The following is a 1,865-nucleotide window of genomic DNA, read 5'->3' as shown; positions in this document are numbered from 1 at the left end:
GCCCCCTCGATTTTGGACGGTTTGTCCGAGACGTCCGCGTTGCGGTTGCTTCCGGAGAGCGATCTCCGGGCGGTGGCGGACGCGGTTCGCTCGGAGATGATCGAGGCCGTGTCGGTGACGGGCGGTCATCTCGGGTCGGGGCTCGGGGTGGTCGAGCTGACGGTGGCGCTGCACCACGTGTTCGACACGCCCGACGACCGGATCGTGTGGGACGTCGGGCACCAGGCGTATCCGCACAAGATCCTGACCGGGCGGCGCGAGCGGATGCGGACGCTGCGCCAGGGCGGCGGGCTGTCGGGCTTCACCAAGCGCTCGGAGAGCGAATACGACCCGTTCGGGGCGGCGCATTCCTCGACCTCGATCTCGGCCGCCTTGGGCATGGCGGTGGCGCGCGACCTGCACGCGGCCTCGGAGAAGGCCAAGGGCCACGCCGAGCCCAAGCGCCGCAACATGATCGCGGTGATCGGGGACGGCTCGATGTCGGCGGGCATGGCCTACGAGGCGATGAACAACGCCGGCGCGCTGCATTCGCGGCTGATCGTGATCCTGAACGACAACGACATGTCGATCGCGCCGCCCGTGGGCGCGATGTCGGCCTACCTGGCGCGGCTGGCGTCGGGCGGGGCGTACCGGGGCCTGCGCGAGACCGCCAAGCAGCTCGGCAAGCTGCTGCCGAAGGCGATCTACCAGCGGGCGGCGCAGGCCGAGGAGTTCGCCCGCGGGCTGATCGTCGGCTCGGGCACGATGTTCGAGGAGATGGGCTTCCACTACGTCGGGCCGGTGGACGGGCACAACCTCGACCACCTGCTGCCGGTGCTGAAGAACGTGCGCGACTCGGAGCAGGGCCCGATCCTGCTGCACGTGGTGACGCAGAAGGGCAAGGGCTACGCGCCGGCGGAGGCGTCGGCCGACCGCTACCACGGCGTGGTGAAGTTCGACGTGCTGTCGGGCGTGCAGACCAAGGCGAAGGCCAACGCCCCGGCCTACACGCGGGTGTTCGGCGAGAGCCTGATCAAGGCGGCGGATGCCGACGACAAGGTGGTGGCGATCACCGCGGCGATGCCGGGCGGTACCGGGATCGACCTGTTCGGCAAGGCGCATCCGGACCGGACCTTCGACGTCGGGATCGCCGAGCAGCACGCGGTGACGTTCGCCGGCGGCCTGGCGACGGAGGGCTACAAGCCGTTCGTGGCGATCTACTCGACCTTCCTGCAGCGGGCCTACGACCAGGTGATCCACGACGTGGCGCTGCAGAACCTGCCGGTGCGCTTCGCGCTGGACCGGGCGGGGCTGGTGGGGGCCGACGGGGCGACGCATGCGGGGGCGTTCGACCTGGCGTACCTGTGCTGCCTGCCGAACATGACGGTGATGGCGGCGGCCGACGAGGCCGAGCTGGTGCACATGGTGGCGACCTGCCACGCGCACGACGACGGCCCGATCGCGCTGCGCTACCCGCGCGGCGAGGGGGTGGGCGTCGAGATGCCGGAGGTGGGCGTTCCGCTGGCGATCGGCCGGGGCCGGATCGTGACGCGGCCCGAGGGCGCGCGGGTGGCGCTGCTGTCGCTGGGCACGCGTCTGTCCGAGGCGCTGAAGGCGGCCGAGACGCTGGAGGCGGCCGGCATCGCGGTGACGGTGGCGGATGCGCGCTTCGCCAAGCCGCTGGACGAGGCGCTGATCCTGGACCTGGCGGCGAGCCACGAGGTTCTGATCACGCTGGAGGAGGGCTCGCGCGGCGGCTTCGGGGCGCAGGTGCTGCACCTGCTGACCGAGCGCGGCGTGCTCGACGCGATGCGGCTGCGGGTGCGCACGATGACCCTGCCCGACAGCTACCAGGACCACGACAGCCCGGACAAGATGTACGCCGA

1 protein-coding gene is annotated in these 1,865 nt (G+C 71.3%); it reads left to right on the top strand.

All coding sequences use genetic code 11. From position 1 onward, the window contains the following. Positions 1-12: 12 nt before the first annotated feature. The coding region (gene dxs / locus MKK64_RS19160) for a 1-deoxy-D-xylulose-5-phosphate synthase (RefSeq protein WP_243936501.1) at positions 13-1,865 on the top strand (1,853 nt) is incomplete at its 3' end.

Source organism: Methylobacterium sp. E-025, assembly GCF_022829705.1.
GTDB lineage: Bacteria > Pseudomonadota > Alphaproteobacteria > Rhizobiales > Beijerinckiaceae > Methylobacterium.
The sequence above is the reverse complement of the archived record's forward strand: the minus strand, read 5'-3'. Positions and strand labels throughout refer to the sequence as shown.